Source organism: Flavobacterium panacagri, assembly GCF_030378165.1.
Lineage (GTDB): Bacteria > Bacteroidota > Bacteroidia > Flavobacteriales > Flavobacteriaceae > Flavobacterium > Flavobacterium panacagri.
Window position 1 is genome coordinate 525,423 of record NZ_CP119766.1, and the last position, 25,108, is coordinate 550,530.

Genomic DNA, 25,108 nt, shown 5'->3' on the forward strand with positions numbered 1-25,108 from the left:
GAAACATAAGTTTTTTAAGAAAGTTCCTTCTCTCCCGTCTGGGACGGGAGAGAAAAATTATGTACATAAGCTTACGGATTATTAGTACTACTCGACTATGACATTACTGCCTTTACATCTATAGCCTATCAACGTGGTCATCTTCCACGATCCTTAAAAGAAATCTCATCTTGTGGTGGGTTTCGCGCTTATATGCTTTCAGCGCTTATCCCTTCCAAACGTAGCTACTCTGCGGTGCCCCTGGCGGGACAACAGATACACCAGCGGTTTGTCCAATTCGGTCCTCTCGTACTAGAATCAGATCCACTCAAATTTCTAACGCCCGCAGTAGATAGAGACCGAACTGTCTCACGACGTTCTGAACCCAGCTCGCGTGCCACTTTAATGGGCGAACAGCCCAACCCTTGGGACCTTCTCCAGCCCCAGGATGTGACGAGCCGACATCGAGGTGCCAAACCCCCCCGTCGATATGAGCTCTTGGGGGAGATCAGCCTGTTATCCCCGGCGTACCTTTTATCCTTTGAGCGATGGCCCTTCCATGCGGAACCACCGGATCACTATGCTCTACTTTCGTACCTGATCGACCTGTATGTCTCTCAGTCAAGCTCCCTTATGCCATTGCACTCTACGCACGGTTACCAAGCGTACTGAGGGAACCTTTAGAAGCCTCCGTTACTCTTTTGGAGGCGACCACCCCAGTCAAACTACCCACCAAGCAATGTCCCCCGATACTCGGGGTTAGGCCTCAGATAAACAAAGGGTTGTATTTCAACAATGACTCCAGAGCGCCTGGCGACGCCCCTTCAAAGTCTCCAACCTATCCTACACATCATTTATCCAAGGTCAATACTAAGCTATAGTAAAGGTGCACAGGGTCTTTTCGTCCCACTGCGGGTAAACGGCATCTTCACCGTTACTACAATTTCACCGAGCTCATGGCTGAGACAGTGTCCAGATCGTTACACCATTCGTGCAGGTCGGAACTTACCCGACAAGGAATTTCGCTACCTTAGGACCGTTATAGTTACGGCCGCCGTTTACTGGGGCTTCAATTCAATGCTTCTCCGAAGATAACATCTCCTCTTAACCTTCCAGCACCGGGCAGGTGTCAGGCCCTATACTTCATCTTACGATTTTGCAGAGCCCTGTGTTTTTGATAAACAGTCGCCTGGACCTCTTCACTGCGGCCACGCCTGAGCGTGGCGACCTTTCTCCCGAAGTTACAGGTCTATTTTGCCTAATTCCTTAGCCATGAATCTCTCGAGCACCTTAGGATTCTCTCCTCAACTACCTGTGTCGGTTTACGGTACTGGTACTAATTACCTGAAGTTTAGAGGTTTTTCTTGGAAGCCCTTAGGCGCACTATCTCTTTGTCCGAAGACTCCGAGTACTATCGTATTTCACCAAAACCTGCGGATTTGCCTACAGGTCTTATAGCTAGGTACTTCAACGAACTATTCCGTCAGTCCGCGGCGCTTTCATCACTCCGTCACCCCATCACAGTAATTAGTAGTACGGGAATATTAACCCGTCGGCCATCGACTGTCCCTTTCGGGTTCGCCTTAGGTCCAGACTAACCCACAGCTGATTAGCATAGCTGTGGAAACCTTAGTTTTTCGGTGTGCGGGTTTCTCGCCCGCATTATCGTTACTTATGCCTACATTTTCTTTTCTGACCGGTCCAGCATACCTTACGGCACACCTTCTGCCCTGTCAGAATGCTCCCCTACCACTTGCAGTAAACTGCAAATCCATAGCTTCGGTAATATGTTTATGCCCGATTATTATCCATGCTCGTCCGCTCGACTAGTGAGCTGTTACGCACTCTTTAAATGAATGGCTGCTTCCAAGCCAACATCCTAGCTGTCTGGGCAGACAAACCTCGTTCTTTCAACTTAACATATATTTGGGGACCTTAGCTGATGGTCTGGGTTCTTTCCCTCTCGGACTTGGACCTTAGCACCCAAGCCCTCACTGCTGGCAAACATTATACAGCATTCGGAGTTTGTCAGGAATTGGTAGGCGGTGAAGCCCCCGCATCCAATCAGTAGCTCTACCTCTGTATAACTATGTCCAGCGCTGCACCTAAATGCATTTCGGGGAGTACGAGCTATTTCCGAGTTTGATTGGCCTTTCACCCCTACCCACAGGTCATCCGAAGACTTTTCAACGTCAACCGGTTCGGTCCTCCACTGTGTGTTACCACAGCTTCAACCTGCCCATGGGTAGATCACACGGTTTCGCGTCTAACACTGCCGACTAAAGCGCCCTATTCAGACTCGCTTTCGCTGCGGATCCATACCTGAAGTACTTATCCTTGCCGGCAACGTTAACTCGTAGGCTCATTATGCAAAAGGCACGCCGTCACCCCACTTAAGGGCTCCGACCGCTTGTAAGCGCATGGTTTCAGGATCTATTTCACTCCGTTATTCACGGTTCTTTTCACCTTTCCCTCACGGTACTGGTTCACTATCGGTCTCTCAGGAGTATTTAGCCTTAGCGGATGGTCCCGCCGAATTCAGACAGGGTTTCACGTGCCCCGCCCTACTCAGGATACTGCTGTCCATTACACTTGTTGCCCATACGGGGCTGTCACCCTCTACGGCGTTCCTTTCCAGAAACTTCCGGTTCCTTGTGCATGAAGTAGCGCAGTCCTACAACCCCACCCATGCCGTAACATGGATGGTTTGGGCTAATCCGCGTTCGCTCGCCACTACTTACGGAATCACTTTTGTTTTCTTCTCCTCCGCCTACTTAGATGTTTCAGTTCAGCGGGTTTGCCCACCTATCGGTGTGCTATATCTTCAATATAGCGGGTTGCCCCATTCGGATATCTGCGGATCAGTCTGTGTGTGCCAGTCCCCGCAGCTTTTCGCAGCTTATCACGTCCTTCATCGCCTCTGAGAGCCTAGGCATCCCCCATGCGCCCTTATTTTGCTTATTGTACCAATCCTGTTAATTAAAACAGGACCGTTTTTTTTGTTTTTATTATTGCTAATAAAAACGCTTTCTACTTTCTTATTATTTTCTTATCTCAATATGTCAATGAACTTTTATTTACTTCTCTGAGTAAATTCGTGGAGAATAACGGAGTCGAACCGTTGGCCTCCTGCGTGCAAGGCAGGCGCTCTAGCCAGCTGAGCTAATCCCCCGTTTTTTCAGTATGCAGTTAACAGTTTTCAGTTAACAGTTCAAAACGGTTCACTAAAAGTGCAACTCAACCTCTAAAATTTCCTTTTCCTAAGCCAAATAGTAGTCCCGGGCAGACTCGAACTGCCGACCCCTACATTATCAGTGTAGTACTCTAACCAGCTGAGCTACGAGACTCTGTTTTACTTAAGTTTTATCATTTTTTTAAATTAACAGCAAGAGTAATACAATCTTAAATCCAAAACCTTATTTAAGGCATCTTATTTCCCTGACGTGCATCAATGCTAACGGTCAGGGCTCTAGAAAGGAGGTGTTCCAGCCGCACCTTCCGGTACGGCTACCTTGTTACGACTTAGCCCTAGTTACCAGTTTTACCCTAGGCAGCTCCTTGCGGTCACCGACTTCAGGCACCCCCAGCTTCCATGGCTTGACGGGCGGTGTGTACAAGGCCCGGGAACGTATTCACCGGATCATGGCTGATATCCGATTACTAGCGATTCCAGCTTCACGGAGTCGAGTTGCAGACTCCGATCCGAACTGTGACCGGCTTTATAGATTCGCTCCTGGTCGCCCAGTGGCTGCTCTCTGTACCGGCCATTGTAGCACGTGTGTAGCCCAAGGCGTAAGGGCCGTGATGATTTGACGTCATCCCCACCTTCCTCACAGTTTGCACTGGCAGTCTTGTTAGAGTTCCCGACTTGACTCGCTGGCAACTAACAACAGGGGTTGCGCTCGTTATAGGACTTAACCTGACACCTCACGGCACGAGCTGACGACAACCATGCAGCACCTTGTAGACTGTCTTGCGAAAGTTCTGTTTCCAAAACGGTCAGTCTGCATTTAAGCCTTGGTAAGGTTCCTCGCGTATCATCGAATTAAACCACATGCTCCACCGCTTGTGCGGGCCCCCGTCAATTCCTTTGAGTTTCAAACTTGCGTTCGTACTCCCCAGGTGGGATACTTATCACTTTCGCTTAGCCACTGAAGTTGCCCCCAACAGCTAGTATCCATCGTTTACGGCGTGGACTACCAGGGTATCTAATCCTGTTCGCTACCCACGCTTTCGTCCATCAGCGTCAATCCATCAGTAGTAACCTGCCTTCGCAATTGGTATTCCATGTAATCTCTAAGCATTTCACCGCTACACTACATATTCTAGTTACTTCCTGATAATTCAAGTCCTGCAGTATCAATGGCCGTTCCATCGTTGAGCGATGGGCTTTCACCACTGACTTACAGGACCGCCTACGGACCCTTTAAACCCAATGATTCCGGATAACGCTTGGATCCTCCGTATTACCGCGGCTGCTGGCACGGAGTTAGCCGATCCTTATTCTTACGATACCGTCAAGCCTCTACACGTAGAGGTGTTTCTTCTCGTACAAAAGCAGTTTACAATCCATAGGACCGTCATCCTGCACGCGGCATGGCTGGTTCAGGCTTGCGCCCATTGACCAATATTCCTCACTGCTGCCTCCCGTAGGAGTCTGGTCCGTGTCTCAGTACCAGTGTGGGGGATCTCCCTCTCAGGACCCCTACCCATCGTTGCCTTGGTAAGCCGTTACCTTACCAACTAGCTAATGGGACGCATGCTCATCTTTCACCGTTGTGACTTTAATAGTGTGTTGATGCCAACTCACTATACTATGAGGTATTAATCCAAATTTCTCTGGGCTATCCCTCTGTGAAAGGCAGATTGCATACGCGTTACGCACCCGTGCGCCGGTCTCTGCACCCGAAGATGCATACCCCTCGACTTGCATGTGTTAAGCCTGCCGCTAGCGTTCATCCTGAGCCAGGATCAAACTCTTCATCGTATATTTTTATATTATTTATGCGATGCCTTATCTATCGGTTCTTTTTCGAATCTTCCGATTCTATTACTCTTATTCTTTCTGTTTCAGCATCTCTGCCGAAACGGCTGTCAATTCAATATGTCTACGAACGTGTATTTCTTTTTATCTCCGCCTGTATCTCAAAGCGGGTGCAAAACTAAAAATTCTTTTTGTTTCCTGCAAGGAAAATTTGAAAATTTTTGAAACTTTTTTTTCGTTTCATTTCTTCAGCATTCCCTCCCAATCTTTCAGTGAACTTCCCGTATTTGCGGGGTGCAAATGTAAAACGCTTTTCCCAATCCTGCAAGACTTTTTTAATCTTTTTTTTCGAAAATCTCTTTTCTCTTTCTGATCAGTCTCCTGCCGGTATTGCTGTGAACGTCTTCGCTTCTGCGGGTGCAAAAGTAGAACCTTTTTCCGCTTCTGCAAGCTTTTTATCCGCCTTTTTTTGTTCTTTTTACAATCTTTTTCTTAACTCACTCATAACAGCTGATTTACATGGAAAATTTTTTTGACGATTTGTCGGTTTTTTCTTTATATCGCCATTTATTGGGCTGTTTTGCCGCAAAGGCACTAAGCCACAAAGCCTTCTTTTACGCTTTTTTTATTCCCGCAAAGGCGCAGAGCCGCTAAGTTTTTCTCTTTCTTTCCTGAAACACCCCCCCCTTTTCTTCCGTGAAATCTCTTCTGAAAACCGATCCCCTAGCCCCGATAGAAGCGGAAATCCTTTTTGTGGCGGGGTTCGACGCAAAAAGATTGCAGCGGATAGCGGGAATTTGCTCCTAATCAGCATTAAATTTCTAATTGAATTATCGTAAATTTTATTTTCTATCACATCCCCGGTACACATTAGACACACTGCGGTACGTCTCTACAGAAAATTGGAATGCTACATTTAAATATCTATCTACATATATATGCAGAAAAAGCAAACCCGACAGGTTTTGAAACCTGTCGGGTTGAGATTATAGTTTAAATTATTTTATGCATCAATCATAACGAATAGCTTTGACTGGAGATATTTTGGTTATTATATAGGACGGTATTAACAGCACTAAAAAACAAACTCCAACCGTAAGTAGATTCAACAAAAGAATATAAATCCAATTCAAATAGACGGGTGCTTGATTTACATAATAATTTTCAGGATTTAACTGAACTATTCCGAATTGCTGCTGTATTAAAAGAATAGAAATACCAATTAGATTCCCCCATAACAATCCTCGAAGAATCAAATAAAATGCATTATACAAAAATATTTTTCGAACAGCCCCGTTATTAGATCCCATCGATTTTAAAATACCTATCATTTGCGTTCTCTCTAAAATAAGAACCAACAAAGCCACAATCATATTAATAGTAGCCACAAGAATCATAATCGCTAAAATAATTACAATATTAAAATCAAACAATTTAAGCCAGTCAAAAATATAACTGTATTTCTCAACGATAGTTTTAGCATCTAAATTCGAATTTATTTCCTGATAGACCTGATTACCGACATTTTTAATTTCATCAAAATCTTTAACAAAAATTTCAAATGCCCCGACCTGATCCTCATTCCATTTATTAATTCTCTGAATATGGCGAATATCCCCAATAATATAAGTTGCATCAAAATCTTGAAATCCAGAATTGAATATAGCAGCAATCTTAAAACGACGGCTATTCGGAAGTTTTCCTTGCTCTTCTTTTACAAAAAAAGTATTAAACTGATCTCCTACTTTTAAATTTAAACGATCAGCGAGAAACTTTGAAATAACAACATCCTCATTTACTGCTTTTGTAAAATCTGGCAATTTGCCACCAACTATATATTCATTAATACTATTCCAATCATAATCTGCTCCTACACCTTTAAACACGATTCCTTCAAACGCATTTTCTGTTCGGATAATTCCAGCCTTAGTAGCAATTGCCTGAACATGGCTCACTTCTGGAATCGATTTAAAATTGGGATAAAAATTCTGTTTTTTTGAAATTGGAACTATAGTAACTTCAGAATTATTATTGTCAAAATTCGAAATTATAATCTGTCCGTTAAATGCCGAAACTTTGTCGCGTATTTTTTTTTGCAAACCTATTCCAGTTGCAACAGAAACAATCATCATAATCATTCCTATAGCAATTGCCGAAATAGCAATTTTAACTATTGGTGCCGAAATACTGCTTTTATTATCTTTTGCAGCAATAAGCCTTTTGGCTATAAAATATTCTAAATTCAAATTAATAGTATTTCTTTAGATTGTTTGATCATTAGTTTTTCAAAAATACATCTTAAAAAAAGAAAACAAGATATTGTTTAAAAACATTTCTACTTTATAGCGGGAGTTTCTTTTTCATTTCTTCTACTATATTATAAGCCGCAGGACAAATTTCAACATTTTTCAGTGTTAAGTTAGAAATCTGATAAAACTTATTTCGATCAGTATGCGGAAATTCACGACAAGCTTTTGGGCGCACATCGTAAATCATACAATAATTTTCATTATCCAAAAAGGTACAAGGCACACGCTGTAAAACATAATCTTTATCTTCATCGATTCTAAGGTACTGCTCTATAAATTGTTGCGGCTTCTGCCTGAAATGTTTTGAGATTCTTTCGATATCCCCCATTGTAAACAAAGGACCTGTTGTTTTACAGCAATTAGCACATTTTAAACAGTCTGTTCTTTTAAATTCAGCATCATGCAAATCTTGCATAACGTAATCTAAATTCTTCGGCGGTTTCTTTTTGAGCTTATCGAAATACTTTTTATTCTCGATATGCTTATCTTTGGCTAACTTATTTAAGTTATTTAAAATCTGTTTCAAGTTTAAAATTTAAAGTTGATCTGCAAAATTAAGCAACTTTAAACTTGAAACCTTAAACTTTGAACTAAAACAATGAAAGATCTTTTTGGAAAAGCCATATTTGATTTCCATACCAATAATTCACCTGAAGATATTATAACCGAAACTTCAATTTCTGAAGAAGACGAAATGAGTGTTGAATATCTTTTTCGTACTTATAATGAAATGCCGAAAATTGAACAAAAAGCATTACAATTAGCTAAAGGAAAAATACTTGATGTGGGATGTGGTGCCGGAAGTCATGCTTTATCACTGCAAAATGAACGAAATTTAGAAGTAATAGCAATTGATATTTCTGAAAAAGCAATTGAAACCTGTCTTCTAAGAGGTGTTAAAAGCGCTAAAGTTCAAAATATTCTAGACTTTGAAGGAGAAAAATTTGATACCATTTTACTTCTAATGAATGGTACAGGTATTTTTGGCAAGTTAAAAAACTGCAATGAATATCTCACTAAATTAAAAATGCTATTAAATCCAGATGGACAAATTTTAATTGATAGCTCTGATATCATTTATATGTTTGACGAAGACGAAGATGGAGGTAAATGGATTCCTTCTGAAAACGACTATTACGGAGAACTTGTATTTAATATAAAATATAAAAATGAAAAAGAAGAACCATTTGACTGGTTGTATTTAGACTACAACACTCTTCAAAATGCCGCAATTGCTAATGGATTAAAATGCGAACTTATCCTTGAAGGCGAACATTATGATTATTTAGCAAAACTTTCTATCTAAACAAATTTAAAATTATGACAGAATTAGATTTAGAAAAATTAAAATATCCAATTGGAAAATTTACAGCTCCTGATCATTATTCTCCAGAATATCTTTCAGAAAAAATGGAAGAAATCAAGACTTTTCCTGATAGATTAGAAAAAGAGGTAATTCATTTAACCAACGAACAACTGGACACCCCTTATCGCCCTGATGGATGGACTGTTCGACAAGTAGTTCATCATTGCGCCGAAAGCCATATGAATTGCTATATTAGAATTAAATGGGCGTTAACTGAAAATAATCCTGTAATCAAAGCATATGATGAAGTTCTTTGGTCTGAATTAAACGATAATTTAACAATGCCAATTGAACCAACTCTAGAATTATTAAAAGGACTTCATTTTCGATTGGCCTATATTATGAAAAACCTATCTGAATCTGATTTAGAAAAGACCTTTGTTCATCCTTCTGATAATTCTGAAAACAAACTCAAAAAAATTATTGGAATGTACGCTTGGCACAGCAATCATCATTTAGCACATATCACTACTTTAAAAAGCTATAAAGACTGGAAATAGTTATTATAGATAAAAAAAAATCTCTTCAAATGAAGAGATTTTTAGTTTATGGTATGTTCAAATATTTATGTGTCTGCAATGAGACTCTCCATTTCGGGTTATTCATTACATAATCAACAATAAGCGGCGTCATTTCTTCTTTTTTACTCCATTCTGGCTGCAGAAACAAAATAGCATTATCATTAACCAATTCTGCTTGTTCTTCTGCAAAAATAAAATCGTGCTTATTGTAAATGATTACTTTTAACTCATGCGCATTGTCGTACACAGTCTGAGTTGGCAATTTATTTTTTTTAGGAGAAAGACAAATCCAATCCCAAGTTCCAGATAATTCAAAAGCACCAGAAGTTTCAATATGGACTTTTAAATTCTTCTCTTTTAATCTATTTGTTAAAAGAGTCATATCCCAAGAAAGAGGCTCTCCACCAGTTACAACAACCGTATCAGCATATTTTGCCGCATTTTCTACAATTAAATCAATGCTAGTTGGCGGATGAATTTCAGCATTCCAGCTTTCTTTCACATCACACCAGTGACATCCTACATCGCATCCTCCAATTCTAATAAAATAAGCAGCTCTTCCTGTATGCGAACCTTCTCCTTGAATGGTATAAAACTCTTCCATCAAAGGAAGCATAGCTCCTTTATTTACCTCTAATTGTATTTCTTTTGATAACATTATTCTATTTTAAAGTGCAAAGATAGTCAATAATATACGGAACAAAAAAAACCGATAGTTTATTGAACTATCGGTTTTCTATTTATTTTAAAAATCTAGATTATTTTAAAGATTTTATAGACTGCGCAGCGTATGAATTTGCTGGATCTAATACTAAAGTTTTATTGAAATATTCAATCGCTTTAGCTTTATCAGTATTAGCATAAGCTGCACCGATACTGTTGTAAGACTCTATAATTTTTTTAGCTGTAGCCGGTTTAGCTAATTCTTCAGCACCTTTAGCTGTCATTTTAGCAACATACTCTTCGTAGTTTTTTATGATCAAATCATCTTTATCTAGTAAAGAGTTGATTCTTGCTTTGTACAAATATGCTTCATCATAATTAGGAGCAGTAGTTAAAATTTTATCAAAAGCTGCATCTGCTTTACCTAAAGCTACTGCATCACGAGATTCTTTTGGTTTACTAGCATTTCCATAGTATAAAGAAATTCCATAATAAACACTATCATCTAAGTAATTTTTAGACTCTGGATTATTAGCTCCAAGTTCAAAAATAGCTGCAGCTTGATTGTATTGTTTTTTACCAAACAATTCTTTTCCAAAATCTGCAAATTCCTCAACTACTAGAGGCTCTAATTCGATTGCTTTTTTAATATCAGCCAAACCTGCATCAAAAGCAGCTTGATCAATTGTTCCGTCAGCAGCAGTTCCTTTTTTAATTTTTGACAATCCTAAGTAATAGTAATCTCTACCAATTGCTTTATTTCCTGGCGCTTTAATAAAATCCTCAATAGATTTGATAGCTACGTCAACGTTTCCATTTTCATAAGCAGCATATCCTAAATATCTGTAAATTCTAGGATTCACTTTATCCTCAGCAATCATTTTGTTTGCTACAGTTTCTAATTGCTTGTAATCTTTAACCAAGATCAAGAAATCTGCGTGACGCATTTTAGAATCTAAAGAGTAATCTGTTAAACTTAGATACTTCTCATAGTTTGTGATTGCGTTTTGTAAATTAACTTTAGCTGTAGAAGGTTTGTTTCTAGCCCATTTATAGTAAGTTTCAGCAAGCTCTCTGTAAACCGGCCCGTAATTAGCGTTTAAAGCAATTACTTCATTAAATGATTTTATTGCTTCATCATAAGATTTAGCTCCTTTTAACAAAACACCTAATTGCATTTTTGCTCTTAACAAAGTATTGTCAGCTGTAAATGCATCACGGTAAGATTTATAAGCATCGTTTTGATTGTTTGATCCATAATATGCATCCCCGATAGCTAAAAGAGCTTGAGCATTTTGCGGATCAACTAACAAAGCACGTTTCAAAACATCGACAGCACTTTTATAATCAGGATTTTCAGAGTTCATATAAGCTCTTGCGATATAAATAAATTCATTTACATCTTTCTTTCTCATATCTTTAGTTGCTAGCGTAAAATTTGCCTGAGCAGCAGCCGTATTTTTAGCATCTAAATCTAATTGCCCTAAACCAATATAGCTTAAGTTTTTCTTATCTGAAGCTTGCAATCCATTATTGTAGTAGATTTTCGCAGAATCTACAACAGACTGATTTAGATAAACATTCCCTAAAACAAAATTTGCCTCACCATCTGAAGGTTTAGATTTGATGATTGATTTAAGGATTGACTTTGCTTTATCAAACTGTTCTGCATCAATCGCTTTTTTTGCTTCGTTGATGTCTTGCGCTTTTGCCGTGGTAGCCGAAACAACTAAGGCAAGACTAAAAATTTTAAATTTATTCATCTTTATCGTAATTAATTTATTCTTTATCTTTTATAATTTCACTTCTAATATTAAGCTTACGTCCAGGAGTTTTATATGGCAGCAAACCAGATTTTAAAACAATACGCTGGCCAATATCTCCAGCTATAAACGAAGCAAACCCCATTCCTAATCCTGTGTATCCCTGACAATTAACAATAAACAAATCACGTGCCAAAGGATACTTACCTATCTCAAGGTCGTTTTGAGTAGGACTGTAGTATTCATTATCCTTCAATCCTTTAACATACAAAACATTTATTTTCTTTACAGTCTCCAACATATCTGGAGTTGGCTGGTAAATCCAATTTACTCCAATAACTCCAATCATTCCCTCATTCTCAGAAACAAACTTAATGACCTCATTATTTGTTTTAAAAGAAAAAACACCAGACTTAGGCACCTCGTTTATCTTAGCCAAATCTTTCATGTAACGAACAGTACTAGAATTTGGATTATCGAAAACTAAACCTTTAATTTTTGAATCTGATTTTCCCTGAAGAAAATCAATTACACTTTTCAACGCAATTAGTGTATCATTATTGCTCTTGCTTGAAATAAATGCAATAGCATCATGTGCAAAAGGTGTAACACGAGGATTAATCTTCTTTTTTTCAAAACGAGCCTTTTCTTCAGCTGTCAAATCTCTTGTTGTAATTGCAACTTTGGCTCTTTGATTTAGCAAATCATTAATGACTTCGGCTTCTGATTTTGGTTTAACTTTAATTTTTGCATCATAGTAAGTCCCTTCAAAAACAGCAACCTGATCGTCTACAATTTGCTTAACTGTTTCATCAACTGCAACATCAATTGAACCTTTCAAGATGGTTTCCTTTTCAGCTTCGTTCTTGTTTTTTTGGTTGCACATGACAAACAAAAAGACAAAAATTACCAATCCTAAAGTCTTACTATATTTCAACATAATTATTATTCTTTTGAATTAATTAATCTTAAAAATCTTATCCCGGAATATATAATAAGTAGACCACCAAAAGCATATCTATATTTCCATTCCATGTTAAGCGGAAGCTTCTCCCAAAACATGATCATTAAACCGAGTACAAGATAAATTAAAAAAAACAGTATTCCTAAAACAAGAAGAAATCGCTCTTTGAGCGATTTCTTCTGAATATTATTAAGTATATCTTTTAACATTATTCTGCAGATTGAATAGTAATAGGTAGAGAGTATAATACCCTAACTTTTTTACCATTTTGCTCGCCAGGAGTCCATTTTGGACATTTTTTAAGAACACGAATTGCTTCTGCTCCTGTACCGTAACCGATATCCCTTAAAACTTTAATGTCGGTTAATGAACCGTCTTTTTCAACTACAAACGTAACGTAAACTTTACCTTTTAAACCTTCTTCTTCTGGAGTCTTATAATTGTTTCCTACGAATTTGTAGAATTTCTCAATACCTCCAGGGAAATCTGGTTTTACTTCGATACCAGCTGTGTTATATACAGTGTTATCTTCTTGGATTACCTCCTGAACTGGCCCTTTACCAACTGGCTCGTCAACAGTTAAAACTGCATCTGGATCTCCTTTGATGGTTTCAGCACCAACTTTTTTGTCCTTCAAATCCACAATTTTTGGTGGATCTTCAGTAACTTCTTCAGCCTTTGCAACCACAGGTTTAACGAATTTAACCTGATCCACTTTTGGTGGTGGTGGTGGTGGTGGCGGTTGATTTGGTTTAATTTCCTCTTTTTTCTTTGGAGGTAATTTTACCGTTGCAATCTTAACATCGTTGTTTTCTTCCACTTCTTTAGAATCTGGTAAAAAACTCGCAATAAGAGGTGCAGCCACAGCAAAGCTAAAAATAAGTGAACCAATCACAAGTGCTTTCACAGTTGTTTTTCCGTTCGATTTTCTTAGCTCGTATGCTCCATATATCTTATTACGTCCTTCGAATACGATATCAAGCCACTGATTTTTTATAATATCTAATTTCATATCTCTTGATTTTTTAATTTGATAAAACTAAGATCGCTCTTATTTTTTATCTATTAATTTCGTTTCCTCTGGTGAAAACTCAGGAACAATCGCATAAGTATCTACTTCTGAAATTGCCATCTCATCCAAAATATCAACCAAATTACGATAATTTGATTTTTTAGTTGGTTTAATGATCACAATGATACCGTTTTTAGGTTTCCCTAATGCAGCAGAATAAGCTAAAACATTCTTTTTTTGTTTTAACAATTCTCTACGGATACCGTCTTTACCATACGTAATGTCTTTAGGGCCTACCTTTGGAGTAGCTAACAAACCCATATAGTAAACCATTTTGTTATCAGCACCTAACATTATTGTCATGGTACGATTCTCGTCTACCTTAGTATCAACTTTAGGTTTATTTGGATCATCGTCTTTATCTGGCAATGACAAATCCATCGATTGAGGTTTTGACAACGAAGTAGTTAACATAAAGAACGTAATCAATAAGAATGCCAAATCCACCATCGCCGTTAAATCGACTTTTGAATTCTGCTTTTTACTTCTTACTTTACCGCCTTTACCACCACCGCCGTCGCCAGTATTTAATTCAGCCATTTTAGTGTATTTTTTTAATTAAAAGTCTCTCCCTCTCTTACCTGTAACTAAGTTAAAGGAATTGATTTTCTGATCTTGTAAAATATCCATAATTTTTTTAATTTTTGGATATTCTTCCTTAGCATCTCCTTTAATAGCAATCTGCAATTCTTTGTCATCTAAATCAATTGTAGCTCTTCTAGAGATTAGAAGCCAATCTTTTAATTGATTATCTAGTGAATCCAATGGAATTCCAGGCTGTTGTGCTTTGGTTCTGTCCGCCGCTTTCATGTCAATGATCTGCTTTAAACCTGTAATTGGCACACCAAAATCGTCCATAAGAGCAAATTTGTTTTTGTCTTCTTCTGAAAACTCAACACCATATTTTGCTCCCATCCCTTCAAGAGTTTTTTTACGAACCTCTCTACCTTTGATGTCAAAAAACACTTTTCCTTGTCCTATTGTAATAATAGCCAAATCTGTATCTGGCAATTTAGTTTGAGCAACAGAAGAAGGCATGTCTACAGGAAGTGCCTCAGGCACTTTAGCAGTAGCGGTCAAAATAAAGAACGTTAGCAAAAGGAATGCAACATCACACATCGCAGTCATATCTGTCGATGTCGACTTTTTTTTCATTTTTATTTTAGCCATTATCTTTTATTTTATTTTTTTGATATAAATATCAAAAATTAATTATTGTCTTAAACTTCCTCTGAATTTTCTGTAAGTATTAACGATAGTAGTACCAGCCTCATCGATAGAGTAAGTTAAATCGTCAATTTTAGCAGTAAAGAAGTTGTAAGAAACAATTGCCAAGATAGAAGTAGAGATACCTGTAGCAGTGTTGATAAGTGCCTCAGAGATACCTGTTGCAAGAGCAGCCTGGTCAGGAGTACCAGCAGAAGCTAACGCACCAAACGCTTTAATCATACCAGATACAGTTCCTAATAATCCTCCTAATGTACCTAAAGATACTAAAGTAGAGATAATAGTCATGTTTTTCTCTAACATTGGCATTTCTAATGAAGTTGCCTCTTCAATTTCTTTGTGGATTACTTCTGAAGCTTCCTCGCTGTTGAATCCTTCTTTTTTAACATCTTGGTATTTTACCAAAGCAGATTTAATTGCATTTGCAACTGAACCTTGTTGTTTGTCACATGAAGCGATAGCAGCTTCGATGTTTCCTTCTTTAATACTAGCTTGAACACTTTTCATGAATTTGTCAAGATTAGTTTTTCCAGCAGCTTTACCGATAACAATAAATCTTTCAATAGAAAAAACAACAACCATTAAAAACATACCTAATAATACTGGTACGATGAAACCTCCTTTATATACTTGTCCTAATGTATTGATTGGATGTCCTGTTTCTGGATTACCTCCTTCGAAGTTAGCAGAATCCCCCATGATTACTTTCCAAATAAACACCCCTACTAAGATACACGCTACAATAATGATTCCCGTAATCATTCCTCCGCCATTTGAAGTGCTTTCTTTTTTAACTTTAACGTTTGCCATTTTTTTTAATTTTAATAGTTTTAAATAATTTTTATTTTTTAGTTATATTTAACTTGTAGAGGAGCAAATTTATACGTTTAGTTTAAATAAAAAAACTTTTTTTAATTTTATTGATCGAAATTTAACTTCAATTTAAAAAATATCTCATTAAATTGCCAGCATCATTTTTTAGATAAAACAAAAAATGGGACGATAATTAGAAAAATTACAACGTTTTAGTAAATATTCAAAGATTCCTTTGATATCTTCTTAAAAAGCTGCGAATTTTTTTTTTATTAAATTTTCAATCAAAAAAAGCTTTTTCTTACTAAAAAAAACATATAAAAAACGCCCAAATACAGAGCAATACTCATATAATCACCTAAATTACAAATAAAAACATGAATAGAAAAGATAATTTTATTGAAGCTATAAATAAAGGGTATTCTTCTAAGGGAGACAGCATCATTCTTGGAGGCGCAATCCTTGACGGTGAGCCACTTGCAGAAGCACATGTTAAGATTCCATTAAAAACTTTAAATCGACATGGATTAATTGCTGGGGCAACAGGAACAGGTAAAACTAAAACTATTCAAGTTTTTTCAGAACAACTTTCAAACGCTGGAATTCCTGTTTTGATGATGGACATAAAAGGGGATTTTAGTGGTATTGCAAAAGAAGGAAAAGAAGAAGGTTTTATCACAGAAAGACATACAAAAATAAATATTCCTTATAATGTAAGCGCGTTTCCTGTAGAACTGATGTCATTGTCAAAACAGAATGGAGTTCGTCTGCGCGCCACAGTTTCTGAATTTGGGCCTGTCCTATTTTCCAGAATATTAGATCTCAATGATACACAAGCAGGAGTTGTGGCGGTTATCTTTAAATATTGCGATGATAATCAAATGCCTTTATTAGATTTAAAAGACATAAAAAAAGTCATTAATTATATTACTGAGGAAGGCAAAGATGAAATTACAGCAAATTATGGTAAAATCTCCACTGCCACAACCGGAACTATCCTGAGAAAGATAATCGAATTGGAACAGCAAGGCGGTGATTTATTCTTTGGTGAATTATCTTTTGAAACCGACGATTTAATGCGAATTGATGAAAATGGAAAAGGTTACGTAAATATCATCCGCTTGACGGATATTCAGGATAAACCTAAACTTTTCTCTACTTTCATGTTAAGTCTTTTAGCTGAAATTTACCAAAAAATGCCTGAAAAAGGAGATGTAGATCAGCCTGAATTAGTAATTTTTATAGATGAAGCACACTTAATATTTAATGAAGCCAGCAAAGCTTTGTTAGAGCAAATTGAAACTATTGTAAAGTTAATTCGTTCTAAAGGTGTCGGCGTTTATTTTGTAACTCAGAATCCGATGGATGTCCCTAGTGGTGTTTTGGCTCAATTGGGATTAAAAATTCAGCATGCATTAAGAGCTTTTACAGCAAATGATCGTCAGGCTATTAAAAAAACTGCCGATAATTACCCAACTTCTGAATTCTATAAAACAGATGAATTGTTAACGAGCTTAGGAATTGGAGAAGCATTGGTTACAGCGCTTAACGAAAAAGGTGTTCCAACACCACTTGTGGCTACCATGATGCGTGCTCCTCAAAGCCGAATGGATATTTTATCTGCATCAGAAATTGATGAAATAAATGGTAAATCGAAATTGGTTAAGAAATATGCCGAAGAAATTGACCGCGAGAGTGCTTTCGAAATCCTGACTAAAAAACTAACTGAGGCTGCTGAAGTCGCTGCTCAACAAGAAGAACAAGCTCCAGCTAGATCTTCAAAATCGGAACCAAGTACAGCTACAGTTGTTGGAAAATCGGTTTTAAAAGTGGTAACCAGCGCAACTTTTATAAGAGGTGTTTTTGGCGTATTGAACAAAATATTTAAAAAATAAAACAATATCAAAAAGCAATAACAATATCAATGTCAATTCAAAATTGATTTTTGATATTGTTATTGACATTGATTTATTTCTTTTGAAGTAACTCTAGAATTTTGTTTTCAACTTCTGGAGCATTCCAGATATTTTCAATATTATCCATTCTTAAAACTTCTTCCATAATTCCGTTTTGATAATCTCCAATTGCCAAAGCTTCGGCATACGGGCGATCGCTGAAAGTTACACGACTGTAAAGCGGAATCCATTTGTCTGGATGTTTATCTGAAAAGACTTTTTCTATTTTCTTTTGCAGCAAGAATTTCTCATCTGCTGTTTTGGTGCTCATTTCTAAGAAATTTCGATACGAAAGTTCTGCAATGGCATCTGCGTTTGGCTTACGTGAAATTTGATATTCTGCAAAAATCTTTTTCCAATCATCTCCGTACTTTTCAATCATTTCGTTTAAAACCGTGATATCTTCAAAGCCAGCATTCATTCCTTGTCCATAAAACGGAACAATAGCATGGCAAGCGTCTCCAATTAGAGCGATTTTATTTTCAAAAGTCCACGGAAAACATTTCATGGTTACCAAAGTACTAGTTGGATTTTTGAAGAAATCATTTGCCAATTCCGGAATTACCTCTATCGAATCTGGGAAGTTTTTCTCAAAGAAATCTTCTACCATTTTACGATCTGTAAGTGATTCGAAAGAGTTTGCTCCTTCAAAAGGCATAAATAAAGTACAGGTAAAACTTCCATCCAGGTTTGGAAGCGCAATCAGCATGTATTCTCCCCTTGGCCAAATATGAAAAGAGTTCTTGTCCAGTTTATGTGTTCCATCTGGATTGGCTGGAATATTTAATTCTTTATATCCCATGTTTAAAAATTCCTGAGAATAATTAAACATACTCTGACGCTGCATTCTGTGGCGGATTCTAGAAAATGCTCCATCGGCACCAAAAACCATATCAAATTTTCTTTCCTCCCACTCGCCTCTTTCACTTTCTCCAATATGAAGTGTTGCGTCATTCAGCGTTACATCCCAAACTTTTTGTTCAAAATGAAATTCGGCTCCAGCTGCTTCCGCAAGATCAATCATTTTGCGGTTTAGCTTTCCTCTTGAAATCGAATAAATAGATTCTCCTTCCTGTCCATAGTTTTGAAAATTCAATTTATCCACTAAATGAATGGCGCGTTTGTCCATCGGAATCGCAATTTCACGCACCGAATCGCCAACACCGACAGCATCAAGTGCTTTCCAGCCACGATTAGACATGGCCAGATTAATAGAACGGCCAGAAAAGTTAATCTGACGAATATCGGGACTACGATCATAAACATGAACGGTGTGACCAGCTTTTTTTAGATAAATTGCCAGCAGTGATCCTACAAGTCCAGAACCTACAACTGCAATTTTTAGTGAAGTTTGCATCAGGGATAATCTAATATTGGGTCGTAAAAATAACTAATAATTGTACATGAGCTTTAAAATAACTCAAATATTTGCCCATAAAGTCTAATATTTAGTTGGGCATGTCCCCGCAAAAAAAGCGGGGTCGGGCTTTCGGCTATATCTTTTATTCCGTTTCACTTCATAAAAGGATACCGCCTCTATCCCTCATGCTAATCCGTTTTCATAACAAAATCCCGATTTATTCAATTTATTTAGATTTTCAAAAGAACTAATTTAGCTTCAACCACAACGATCTATCTTTCACTATTAAATTAAAATTGATGAACAGCGAACTTTTACAATCTGAGATTATTCTGGAAAACGAGAAAGTATTATTGATTCCATTTGAGAACGAAAGAAACATCGAACTCAAAGAAATTATTTTTAATGATGAAATCTGGAAATACATGGGAATGTATGTTCGAAACGATCAAGATTTCGAAAACTATATTCAAAGTACATTAAAACAAAAAGCAGACGGAATTTGCTATCCTTTTCTAATAATTGATAAAACAACTGACAGCGTTGCGGGAAGTACTCGTTACGGTTATATCAACCATGGAAGTGAAAAATGTGAAATCGGCTGGACTTGGTACGGCAAAGATTTTCAGGGAACTGGATTAAACAAAGCTTGTAAATATGAGTTGCTGCATTTTGGTTTTGAACAAATCCAGTTTAGAAGAATCCAATTCAGTGCCGATCTTGAAAACGAAAGATCGCAAAGAGCTATTGAAAATCTGGGCGCTTTAAAAGAAGGTTTGTTCCGAAACAATTATATCGATTCTCAAGGAAACAGTAGAGATGATGTTTATTATAGTATTATTTTGGAAGAATGGAAAAATACTAAACGAGATTATTTTGGGGAGTTTGTTTAATAAAAACTTATAATTAAAAAAGTGTTATTTTAGTCTGCGATTTAGTTATACAATAAACTAATTAAAGAACAAACTAAAATGAACCTCTACTCAGAACATTACGTATCGCAAAAAACGGAAAGGTTCATCAATAAGATTTGGTGTCTGGATAACGGCATCGGCGAAAGCCTGATTGAAAACAAACTCGTTTTACCAAATGGCTGTTTTAATCTCGCCATTGTAACTGGAAATGGAATCGAAGTTCATACGAGTAAAAACAAATACCACATGAACGAAGGAATTTACTTTTGTTCTCAAATGACAAACAAAGTTTTGGTTAATATACAGCCCAAAACAAAAGTCACTATTATGCAGCTTCATGCGTGGACACTTTCGATGTTTCCAAAATACGATTTAAGTAATTTTGTAGATTCGATTCTAAAAATAGATACTTCAGAATTGCCTTTTAAAATTGAGATTAATAGTGACATTGAAACTTTATTAGAAACCATTAATCTTTATTTTGAAGAATTATCCAATGCAAATCCGAACAAAAACAGTATTGAAAAAATAGCCGATTTTATCAAATCACATGAAGACATTTCGGTTTCTGAAATTAGTTCGGCGTTGAAGAGTTCACAGCGTTTATTGCAGATTAAATTTAAAGCCGCGACAGGATTAACCATTAAAAAATACATTCAGATTTTAAAGTTTAGAAAATCGGTTGACCAAATGGTGAATGCTGATTTACAAAAAATGAGTCTGACCGAAATCGCTCTTTATAATAAGTATTTTGATCAGTCACACTTTATTAAAAAATTCAAAGATGTGACCAAAACAACTCCTAAAATGTTTGACCCAGCTTCCTATTTCCTTTCTCAAAAAAGATAAGATTTCGCTTTTATACAATTTTGTGAATTCTGATTGGATTATTTTTGCAAAATCATCAATCAATCATCAATCACAATGAAAATAAATCCTTCCTTTTTTCCATTAAAAATCTTTTTAGTAGGAATCTTATGTTTGCAATTCCAATTGGGAATTTCTCAGGAGCAAAAAAACTCTCCATTGTACAAAACCATTATGTCAAAAGACAGCCTTTTATTTAATATTGGCTTTAATACCTGCGACATTTCTGTATCCGAAAGTCTTTGTAGCGATCAGTTAGAATTTTACCACGATAAAAATGGTCTTTCGAACAAAACGGATTTTGTAAAAACAATGAAAAGCGGCTTATGTGCGTCTCCATCAACGTATCAATCTAGAAGAGAACTAATTGAAGAAAGCACTAAAATTTATCCGTTATACAAAAATGGGGTTCTGTACGCTGCTTTACAAAACGGAATTCACTATTTCTATGAAAATAAAACAAACAAAGGTGAGCCATTTTTAAAGGAAAATGAAAAACTAGTTGGAAAAGCGAGATTTTCACATCTTTGGGTTTTAGAAAATAATGTTTGGAAATTAAAACGAATTTTAAGTTATGATCATCAGCCAACCAACTCTATAGAAGAAAAAAGTGACCTTTTTGACAACGAACAGGAAACCGAAAAATGGCTGAAAGAAAACAATGTTCCAACTTTAGGAATTGGAGTTATTTCTGACGGAAAACTAAAACAGGTAAAGGTTTTTGGCAATCTTAAAAGAGAGGTTTCTGCTCCATATAATACCATCTGGAATGTCGCTTCGTTAACAAAACCTGTTACAGCAATTGTAACCTTAAAATTAATCAGTCAAGGAAAATGGGATTTGGATGAACCCCTTTCTAAATATTGGACAGATCCGGATATTGCAAAAGATCCTTATTTAAAACTGCTGACAACGAGATTTGTTTTGAGTCATCAGACTGGTTTTCCAAATTGGAGATATTTAAATGAATCTAAAAAACTGGATTTCAAATTTAAACCAGGAACCCAATATCAATATTCCGGTGAAGGTTTTGAGTATCTGAGAAAAGCTCTGGAAAAGAAATTTCATAAAACTTTAGATCAATTGGCTTCAGAATTAATCTTCGAACCTTTAAAGATGAATGATTCTCAATTGGTTTGGAATGATACAATTGACCTTTCCAGATATGCCATAAATTATGACAATCAAGGAAGTGCTTACGAACCCACAAAAAACAAAACCGCAAATGCAGCCGATGATTTATTGACTACAATTGAAGATTATGGAAACTTCCTTTGCAGTGTAATGAACAGCGATGGTTTGAGTCCGAAAGTTTTTGATGAAATGATTTCACATCAGGTTGCAACTAAAAAAGATAAATATTTTGGTTTAGGTTTTGAAATCTACGATCTCGGCAATCAAGATTATGTTTTATCGCATGGCGGCGCAGACAAAGGCGTTCAAACGATTGTTTTTATGCTTCCAAAAACCAAACAAGGTTTAATCATCTTTACTAATGTTGATGATGGTTATAAAGTTTATGGAAAGACAATTCAACATTATCTAGGAGAAATTGGAAACCGAATAATTTCCATAGAAACAAACTAAATGTTAAACCATAAAATATGATACCGATGATCAATACATTAGTACTTTTTATGCTGTTTTTAAGCAGACAGGCGCTTGCCTATACGAAAAATGAACACATTAGAAAAAATCTTTTACATAATGAAATTATCGAAATGGATCATCAGCTTTTTGATTATGCTTTTAATCAATGTGATGCGGCGCTTTTTAGAAAGATAATTGCCGATGATATCGAATTCTATGATAATCAATATGGACTAAACATCTCCAGAGGAGAAAATGTAAAAGATTTAATTGGCAGGCAAACGCGTTTTCAAAAAGTAACAAGAAAGCTAAATTTCTGCACAGTTGAAAAACTAGGTGATTTTGGCGCTTTGCAAATTGGTGAACATACTTTTTTATCTAGTGATATTCCGCATCTAACTGGAAAATTCATTCACATTTGGGAAAGAAAAGGTAAAAATTGGAAACTAAAAAGGGTTATTAGCTATGAACATAAACCTTTTGAAGACAATTTGGATTAAATTTTAAGATAAAAATGAAAAAACTGAATAATTTATGAAACCAAATCAATAAATGATCGTCTAACTTTTTGAGAGCATTAATTTATTGCAAGTGAAAAAAACGGAATTTTATTTAAAACACTGAATATCTTTATGTTATTAAGTTTCAATCATCAATCAAAAACGAATCATTTTTATCAATCCAAAACCATAATCATCAATCATTATGAAAAAACCGATCAAACTCTTTGTACTCTTTTTCATTTTTCAACTCTCGGCTTTGAGTGTTTTTGCTCAGGATAAAGCAAAGCAAATCGAACAGCTTTTAGGTAAGTACAACGAATACGGACAATTTAACGGTTCCGCTCTAGTTGCTGAAAACGGAAAAGTTATTTTTAAAAAAGGATTTGGCTCTGCCAACATGGAATGGAATATTCCGAACCAACCTGATACAAAATTTAGACTAGGTTCTATCAGTAAACAATTTACAGCACTTTTAATTGTAAAACTGGCCGAAGAAGGAAAACTAAAACTGGATGTTCCAATTACTACTTATCTTCCAGATTATCCAAAAGAAAACGGAGATAAAATAACCACTCATCACTTATTAACGCATACTTCAGGAATACCAAATTATACCGATTCTCCAAATTTCTTTAAAGATAAAGCTAGAAATCCTTATACTCCTGAAGCATTTGTAAAAACATTTTCAAGTCTTCCTCTTGAATTTACGCCTGGAGAAAAATTTAATTATAGTAATTCAGGATACTTTTTGTTAGGTTATATTATCGAAAAAATCACTGGAAAAACTTACGAGCAATATCTACAGGAAGTTATTTTTACACCTTTAAAAATGGTAAACAGCGGTTATGACCACAGCGACGTAATTTTAAAAAATAGAGCTGCCGGATATGAAAGAAAAGGAAAGTTAATTACGAATGCTGCTTATCTTGATATGAGTATTCCTTATGCAGCAGGATCTTTATACTCAACTGTAGAAGATTTGTATTTATGGGATCAAGCGTTGTACACCAATAAACTTCTTTCAGCAAAATCGATGGAATCGTTGTTTAAACCTTACATAAGCGCAGGAAGAGCATTTTATGGCTACGGCTGGTTTGTTGACGAAGTAAATAATGGCGATAAAGGAAAGCTGAATAGCGTGGGCCACGGAGGCGGCATTAACGGTTTTAACACTATTATCTCACGCTATCCTTCAGATAAAAACTTAATTGTTTTATTGAATAACACAGGCGGAACGGTTTTAGGCGAAATGAACGATGCTATTCGTGCCATTTTATACAATCAAAAATTTGAACAGCCAAAAAGATCTTTAGCATTTGAGCTACTAGAAACATTCGCTAATAAAGGAACAAAAGCTGGAATAGACTCTTATAACAAATTAAAAAACGATCCGACTTATAATATTAAAGAAAATGATATGAATAGGGTTGGCTACCAATTATTACAAGACGGAAAAAAGAAGGAAGCAATTGAAATTTTTAAAATTAACGTTGAAACTTTCCCTAAATCTGGAAATGTTTATGACAGTTTAGGAGAAGCTTACTTAGCCGATGGAGATAAAAAACTGGCTATTGCCAATTATACAAAATCGGTTGAATTGGATCCTTCGAACGAAGGAGGAAAAAAAGCGCTCGCGGAGCTTTTGAAAAAATAAAATCTAATAATACTTTATCCATAGCACTTACAGAATCTTCTTAAAATTGATTTTGTAAGTGTTATTTTTTGTAACAACTTGATCTTTTCACTTGGAGGTTTATCGTTGAAAATACTATTTTAGCTCTACCCTAAAACAATAAATTAACCTATGAAAAATTTCAAAAAGCACAGTTTCTTAACTGTTTGTTTCTGCTTGTTTATTTCCTTTAAAAGTGTATCTCAAACCAATTACACTTCTGCAAAAATGCCGTCTCAGCAAAACAAAATTATTATAGACAAAATCGTAGAAGCGACGCATTATAAAAACTATGTAGTTGATTTTTGTCTGTCTAAAATAAACGAAACTTCTGCAAAAGAAGGCTGGAACGAACAAAAAGCAATGGAAATCACTCAAAGCATTAATTACAAAAATTTCAGAGACGCCATCTACAACAGCTTTGTTGTTTTCGATGAAGTAGAACTGGAGACATTATTGAAAGCATACGAAAAAGACACCGCTTATCAGACCAAAAATGTAATGACCAATAATAAAGTGCTCATTAATAATTTGAACATTTTTGCCAATGATATTGTGCTTGGTAAGTATGTTTCTAAGTAAGGTT

The 25,108-nt window shown here is 36.2% G+C and carries 20 protein-coding genes, 2 tRNA genes and 2 rRNA genes; 9 read left to right on the forward strand and 15 right to left on the reverse strand.

Annotated elements, in window-relative coordinates:
• Positions 1-61 precede the first annotated feature (61 nt).
• The 6 genes from P2W65_RS02515 to P2W65_RS02540 all read right to left on the reverse strand — a co-directional run bounded on the left by P2W65_RS02515 (position 62) and on the right by P2W65_RS02540 (position 7,798).
• A 23S ribosomal RNA gene (locus P2W65_RS02515) occupies positions 62-2,943 on the reverse strand.
• 134 nt (positions 2,944-3,077) lie between these two features.
• A tRNA-Ala gene (locus P2W65_RS02520) sits at positions 3,078-3,151 on the reverse strand.
• A gap of 101 nt (positions 3,152-3,252) precedes the next feature.
• A tRNA-Ile gene (locus P2W65_RS02525) sits at positions 3,253-3,326 on the reverse strand.
• A 126-nt stretch (positions 3,327-3,452) separates the two neighbouring features.
• Positions 3,453-4,966 (reverse strand): 16S ribosomal RNA (locus P2W65_RS02530).
• Together the 16S and 23S rRNA genes with 2 tRNA genes alongside form the textbook arrangement of a ribosomal RNA operon.
• A gap of 1,007 nt (positions 4,967-5,973) precedes the next feature.
• Positions 5,974-7,209, reverse strand: a complete 1,236-nt coding sequence (locus P2W65_RS02535) for an ABC transporter permease (RefSeq protein WP_289663356.1) — start codon at positions 7,207-7,209, stop codon at positions 5,974-5,976.
• Between the two features lie 94 nt (positions 7,210-7,303).
• The gene (locus P2W65_RS02540; protein ID WP_289663357.1) at positions 7,304-7,798 is read right to left on the reverse strand and encodes a YkgJ family cysteine cluster protein; all 495 of its coding nucleotides are present in this window, start codon (positions 7,796-7,798) and stop codon (positions 7,304-7,306) included.
• A 72-nt stretch (positions 7,799-7,870) separates the two neighbouring features.
• Here P2W65_RS02540 and P2W65_RS02545 point away from each other — a divergent pair, with 72 nt between their 5' ends.
• Together P2W65_RS02545 and P2W65_RS02550 are read left to right on the forward strand one after the other, a co-directional pair.
• Positions 7,871-8,578 (forward strand): class I SAM-dependent methyltransferase, encoded by a 708-nt coding sequence (locus tag P2W65_RS02545; protein ID WP_289663358.1) that lies wholly within the window; start codon positions 7,871-7,873, stop codon positions 8,576-8,578.
• A 14-nt stretch (positions 8,579-8,592) separates the two neighbouring features.
• Positions 8,593-9,138: a YfiT family bacillithiol transferase gene (locus P2W65_RS02550; protein WP_289663359.1), complete on the forward strand. Its 546-nt coding sequence runs from the start codon at positions 8,593-8,595 to the stop codon at positions 9,136-9,138.
• A 46-nt stretch (positions 9,139-9,184) separates the two neighbouring features.
• On the opposite strand, the gene P2W65_RS02555 is transcribed toward P2W65_RS02550, so the two are convergent.
• The 8 genes from P2W65_RS02555 to P2W65_RS02590 form a co-directional block, all read right to left on the reverse strand.
• A complete protein-coding gene (locus P2W65_RS02555) occupies positions 9,185-9,817 on the reverse strand; it encodes a 7-carboxy-7-deazaguanine synthase QueE (RefSeq protein WP_144217423.1) in 633 nt (210 codons plus the stop codon).
• A gap of 100 nt (positions 9,818-9,917) precedes the next feature.
• Positions 9,918-11,585 carry a tetratricopeptide repeat protein gene (locus P2W65_RS02560; RefSeq protein ID WP_289663360.1) on the reverse strand — a complete coding sequence of 556 codons (1,668 nt, stop codon included), beginning with the start codon at positions 11,583-11,585 and terminating at the stop codon, positions 9,918-9,920.
• A 16-nt stretch (positions 11,586-11,601) separates the two neighbouring features.
• Positions 11,602-12,525, reverse strand: a complete 924-nt coding sequence (locus tag P2W65_RS02565; protein ID WP_289663362.1) for a PstS family phosphate ABC transporter substrate-binding protein — start codon at positions 12,523-12,525, stop codon at positions 11,602-11,604.
• A gap of 5 nt (positions 12,526-12,530) precedes the next feature.
• Positions 12,531-12,758: a hypothetical protein gene (locus P2W65_RS02570; protein ID WP_289663364.1), complete on the reverse strand. Its 228-nt coding sequence runs from the start codon at positions 12,756-12,758 to the stop codon at positions 12,531-12,533.
• Complete coding sequence (locus P2W65_RS02575; RefSeq protein ID WP_289663365.1) at positions 12,758-13,561, reverse strand: energy transducer TonB; 804 nt, start codon at positions 13,559-13,561, stop codon at positions 12,758-12,760. Before P2W65_RS02575 ends, P2W65_RS02570 begins: the two co-directional genes overlap by 1 nt.
• A gap of 39 nt (positions 13,562-13,600) precedes the next feature.
• Positions 13,601-14,161 carry an ExbD/TolR family protein gene (locus P2W65_RS02580; RefSeq protein ID WP_289663367.1) on the reverse strand — a complete coding sequence of 187 codons (561 nt, stop codon included), beginning with the start codon at positions 14,159-14,161 and terminating at the stop codon, positions 13,601-13,603.
• 18 nt (positions 14,162-14,179) lie between these two features.
• Positions 14,180-14,791 carry an ExbD/TolR family protein gene (locus P2W65_RS02585; protein ID WP_289663369.1) on the reverse strand — a complete coding sequence of 204 codons (612 nt, stop codon included), beginning with the start codon at positions 14,789-14,791 and terminating at the stop codon, positions 14,180-14,182.
• 42 nt (positions 14,792-14,833) lie between these two features.
• On the reverse strand, positions 14,834-15,658 hold the full coding sequence (locus tag P2W65_RS02590; RefSeq protein ID WP_289663370.1) for a MotA/TolQ/ExbB proton channel family protein: 825 nt from the start codon (positions 15,656-15,658) through the stop codon (positions 14,834-14,836).
• Positions 15,659-16,038: 380 nt separating this feature from the next.
• Between P2W65_RS02590 and P2W65_RS02595 the strand changes: the two genes are divergently transcribed.
• On the forward strand, positions 16,039-17,556 hold the full coding sequence (locus P2W65_RS02595; protein ID WP_289663372.1) for a helicase HerA-like domain-containing protein: 1,518 nt from the start codon (positions 16,039-16,041) through the stop codon (positions 17,554-17,556).
• Positions 17,557-17,629: 73 nt separating this feature from the next.
• On the opposite strand, the gene P2W65_RS02600 is transcribed toward P2W65_RS02595, so the two are convergent.
• Complete coding sequence (locus P2W65_RS02600; RefSeq protein ID WP_289663373.1) at positions 17,630-18,973, reverse strand: FAD-dependent oxidoreductase; 1,344 nt, start codon at positions 18,971-18,973, stop codon at positions 17,630-17,632.
• A 302-nt stretch (positions 18,974-19,275) separates the two neighbouring features.
• Between P2W65_RS02600 and P2W65_RS02605 the strand changes: the two genes are divergently transcribed.
• The 6 genes from P2W65_RS02605 (at position 19,276) to P2W65_RS02630 (ending at position 25,104) form a co-directional block, all read left to right on the forward strand.
• A complete protein-coding gene (locus P2W65_RS02605) occupies positions 19,276-19,869 on the forward strand; it encodes a GNAT family N-acetyltransferase (protein ID WP_179001705.1) in 594 nt (197 codons plus the stop codon).
• Positions 19,870-19,947: 78 nt separating this feature from the next.
• Complete coding sequence (locus P2W65_RS02610; RefSeq protein WP_289663374.1) at positions 19,948-20,739, forward strand: helix-turn-helix domain-containing protein; 792 nt, start codon at positions 19,948-19,950, stop codon at positions 20,737-20,739.
• Positions 20,740-20,814: 75 nt separating this feature from the next.
• A complete protein-coding gene (locus P2W65_RS02615) occupies positions 20,815-22,344 on the forward strand; it encodes a serine hydrolase (RefSeq protein ID WP_289663375.1) in 1,530 nt (509 codons plus the stop codon).
• 26 nt (positions 22,345-22,370) lie between these two features.
• Positions 22,371-22,847, forward strand: coding sequence for a nuclear transport factor 2 family protein (locus P2W65_RS02620; RefSeq protein WP_289663376.1), 477 nt, complete (start codon positions 22,371-22,373; stop codon positions 22,845-22,847).
• 205 nt (positions 22,848-23,052) lie between these two features.
• Positions 23,053-24,504: a serine hydrolase gene (locus P2W65_RS02625; protein WP_289663377.1), complete on the forward strand. Its 1,452-nt coding sequence runs from the start codon at positions 23,053-23,055 to the stop codon at positions 24,502-24,504.
• A 150-nt stretch (positions 24,505-24,654) separates the two neighbouring features.
• Positions 24,655-25,104 (forward strand): hypothetical protein, encoded by a 450-nt coding sequence (locus tag P2W65_RS02630; protein WP_289663378.1) that lies wholly within the window; start codon positions 24,655-24,657, stop codon positions 25,102-25,104.
• Positions 25,105-25,108: the final 4 nt, after the last annotated feature.